This window comes from Kitasatospora sp. NPDC058965 (assembly GCF_042741245.1).
GTDB lineage: Bacteria > Actinomycetota > Actinomycetes > Streptomycetales > Streptomycetaceae > Kitasatospora.
The window spans coordinates 1-3,076 of the sequence record NZ_JBHYKG010000526.1; the positions used below are offsets into that span (position 1 = coordinate 1).

The 3,076-nt window shown below is 74.4% G+C and carries 4 protein-coding genes; 1 reads left to right on the top strand and 3 read right to left on the bottom strand.

What is annotated here, in order from left to right:
• From ACFW1A_RS39660 to ACFW1A_RS39670, 3 genes are all read right to left on the bottom strand, one after another.
• A partial coding sequence (locus ACFW1A_RS39660; protein ID WP_380418434.1) for an NADH-quinone oxidoreductase subunit C occupies window positions 1–611 on the bottom strand: 611 nt, incomplete at its 3' end.
• On the bottom strand, window positions 608–1,228 hold the full coding sequence (locus tag ACFW1A_RS39665; RefSeq protein WP_380418437.1) for an NADH-quinone oxidoreductase subunit B: 621 nt from the start codon (window positions 1,226–1,228) through the stop codon (window positions 608–610). The genes ACFW1A_RS39660 and ACFW1A_RS39665, both read right to left, overlap by 4 nt.
• Window positions 1,219–1,635 (bottom strand): NADH-quinone oxidoreductase subunit A, encoded by a 417-nt coding sequence (locus ACFW1A_RS39670; RefSeq protein WP_380418439.1) that lies wholly within the window; start codon window positions 1,633–1,635, stop codon window positions 1,219–1,221. The genes ACFW1A_RS39665 and ACFW1A_RS39670 overlap by 10 nt, the downstream gene beginning before the upstream one ends.
• 233 nt (window positions 1,636–1,868) lie before the next feature.
• Between ACFW1A_RS39670 and ACFW1A_RS39675 the strand changes: the two genes are divergently transcribed.
• The coding region (locus ACFW1A_RS39675) for a sensor histidine kinase (RefSeq protein ID WP_380418441.1) at window positions 1,869–3,076 on the top strand (1,208 nt) is incomplete at its 3' end.

Consider the following 3,076-nt stretch of genomic DNA (forward strand, 5'->3'; position numbering starts at 1 on the left):
GCCCGGGCCGGGCGCTCGGCCACCGGCGGCAGGGTGCCCTTGAGCGGACCCCACTCGTTCGGGTCCGGCACACCGGCCGGCTGCATCTTGCGCCGGGCCGGGCCGCCCTCGCCGTGGTCGCTCTCGCCCGGTTCCTTGGCGCCCGGCCAGGCCTTGGCCACCCGGGCGGCCAGCACGAACTCCTTGCGCAGCGGGTGGCCCTCGAAGCCCTCCGGCAGCAGCAGCGGGACCAGGTGCGGGTGCCCCGTGAAGTCGATGCCGAACATCTCGGCGGTCTCCCGCTCGTGCCACCCGGCGCCGGCGTACACCGCGGCGGCCGTGGGCAGTGCAGCGCCCTGGCGCGGCACCCGGGTGCGCAGCAGCAGGTGCGGGGTGGTGCCGGCCCGGCCGACGGCGGCCAGGTGGACGCAGACCGCGAACCCCTCGGCCAGCTCGTCCACCGCGCTGAGCCAGTCGAAGAAGCCCAGGCCCAGACCGTCCCGGGCCGCCGTGAGCGCCTCGATCCAGTGCTCGGCCGGCACGTCCACCGTGATCAGCCGGTAGGCCTCGCCGGCGGTGGCCCAGGGACCGATCGCGGCGGCGGCCGCCTCGGCGGTGAGCTCGGCGGTCACTGGGCACCCCCGGGGCCGGGCAGCAGCGGGCGGCGCAGCGCCGCGGCGGACGGACCGGCGTAGCGCTCGGGCAGCGACTCGGCGGCGATCTTCTCCTGCAGCTTGAGGATGCCCTGCAGCAGCGCCTCCGGCCGCGGCGGGCAGCCGGGCACGTAGACGTCGACCGGGATGATCTGGTCCACGCCCTTGGTCACCGAGTAGGAGTCCCAGTACGGGCCGCCGGAGTTGGAGCAGGCGCCGAACGAGATCACGTACTTGGGCTCGGGCATCTGCTCGTAGAGCCGCTTGACCGCGGGGGCCATCTTGTCCGTCACGGTGCCCGAGACGATCATCAGGTCGGCCTGCCGCGGACCGGGGGCGAACGGGATGACTCCCATCCGGATGAAGTCGTGCTTGGCCATCGAGGCGGCGATGAACTCGATCGCGCAGCAGGCCAGGCCGAAGTTGAAGCACCAGAGGCTGTAGCGGCGCCCCCAGTTGAGCACCACCTTGACCGGGTCCGGCGCCAGCCGGGCCAGCGGGCCGAGCGCGGGCCGCACCGGCGCCCCGGGCCGGGCCGGGTCGGGCAGGCCGAGCGGGACCGGACCGCCCCCGCCGTGCGCGTGGGTCACGTCCATTCCAGGACCCCCTTCTTCCAGGCGTAGAGCAACCCGACCGCGAGGAAGCCGAGGAAGACGAACATCTCCACCAGCGTCGCCGCCCCGAACCCCGCCGCGGCGAACACCGTCGCCCACGGGAAGAGGTAGATCGCGTCGACCGCGAAGATCACGTACAGGAAGGCATAGATGTAGTAGCGGATCTGGGTGTGCGCCCAGCCCTCGCCGACCGGGTCGACGCCGCACTCGTAGGTGAGCAGCTTCTCCGGCGACCAGATGACCGGTCGCAGCAGCCGGTTGGCGGTGAAGGACACCGCCACGAAGAGCACGCCCACCACCGCGAGCAGCCCGACCGCCGCGTAGGCGTCGAAGTAGCCGCTCCCCAGGGCGGGGTCGGCCGCGAGGGTGGCGGCCCGGGGCCCCTCCATGCGTTCGCCTCCAGCGGGTTTACACATCCATGACCTGTTTTATGGCGTGAGTCTAAGACCACCGCAGTTCCGCTCTGGAACCCCGCCCGACCCGCAAGACAGGTTATGGACAGACCGGGGTGGGGTTAACCCCCCTTTCGGACTGGGCCCACCCGTAGTGCGCGCGGGCCCCCGCACCCGCCAAGCTGGGTACCGCCCGCACCCGGGCCCTGCCGACGAGGGGGAGACAGCCGATGAAAGCCCGGCCGCTGTACGGCGCGCAGATGTGGCGCGAGGTCCGCCACCACCTGGCGGACCTGCCGTTCGGCATCGCCACGTTCGTGTTCACCGTGGTGACGCTCCTGGTCGGCACCGCGCTGAGCGTCACGGTGGTCGGCCTGCCGCTGCTGGCGCTGGGCCTGCGCGGCTGCCGGGGGCTCGGCGCGACCGCCCGGCACCGGGCCCGGGTCAGCCTGGGCGCCCGGATCGAGGAGCCGGAGGCCCTGGTGGCGACCCGGCCGGGCACCGCGGGCCGGGTGATCGCCGCGCTGACCGACGGGCTGAGCTGGCGCTCGGCGCTGTACTGCGTGCTGATGCTGCCCTGGGGGATCCTCAGCTTCACGGTCACCGTGGTCTTCGTGGTCATCGGGTGGCCGGTGCTGCCGTTCGTGGTCCGCTACCTCGCGGTCGCCCACCGGATGCTGGTCGAGCTGCTGCTGTGCCCCAGCGCGCTGACCGCCCGGGTGCGCGAGCTGGAGGAGGACCGCGGCGCCGTGGTCGACACCGCCGCGGCCGACCTGCGCCGGATCGAGCGCGACCTGCACGACGGCGCGCAGGCCCGGCTGGTGGCGCTGGCCATGGACCTCGGCCTGGCCAAGGAGAAGCTGCTGGACACCGAGCTGACGCCGCAGCAGCAGTCGGCGGCCAGGATGGTGGACGCGGCGCACGGCGAGGTGAAGCTGGCCCTGCAGGAGCTGCGCGACCTGGCCCGCGGCATCCACCCCGCGGTGCTCACCGACCGCGGCCTGGACGCCGCCCTGTCCGCCGTGGCGGCCCGCTGCACGGTGCCCGGCGGGGTGACCGTGCGGGTGGACCTGACCGGCCCGGACGGCGCCGCCGAGCGCCCGGACTCCGCGGTGGAGGGGATCGCCTACTTCACCGTCAGCGAGCTGCTCACCAACACCTCCAAGCACGCCGGCGCCCGCACCGCCTCGGTGGAGGCCTGGCGCTCCGGCGACCGGCTGCTGCTGCAGGTCGGCGACGACGGGCGGGGCGGGGCGGCACTGCCGGACGGGACCCTGGCCCCGGGCGGCGGGCTGGCCGGCCTGGCCGAGCGGGTGCGGGCGGTGGACGGGGTCTTCCTGGTGGACAGCCCCGAGGGCGGGCCGACCTCGGTGACCGTGGAGCTGCCCTGGCGCACCCGGGCGGCCCGGCCCGCCGGTGGCCTCCAGCAGCACCCGCA

Coding starts and splice junctions, on each gene's coding strand:
- ACFW1A_RS39665 (WP_380418437.1), bottom strand. CDS start 1,228: ATGGACGTGACCCACGCGCACGGCGGGGGCGGTCCGGTCCCGCTCGGC.
- ACFW1A_RS39670 (WP_380418439.1), bottom strand. CDS start 1,635: ATGGAGGGGCCCCGGGCCGCCACCCTCGCGGCCGACCCCGCCCTGGGG.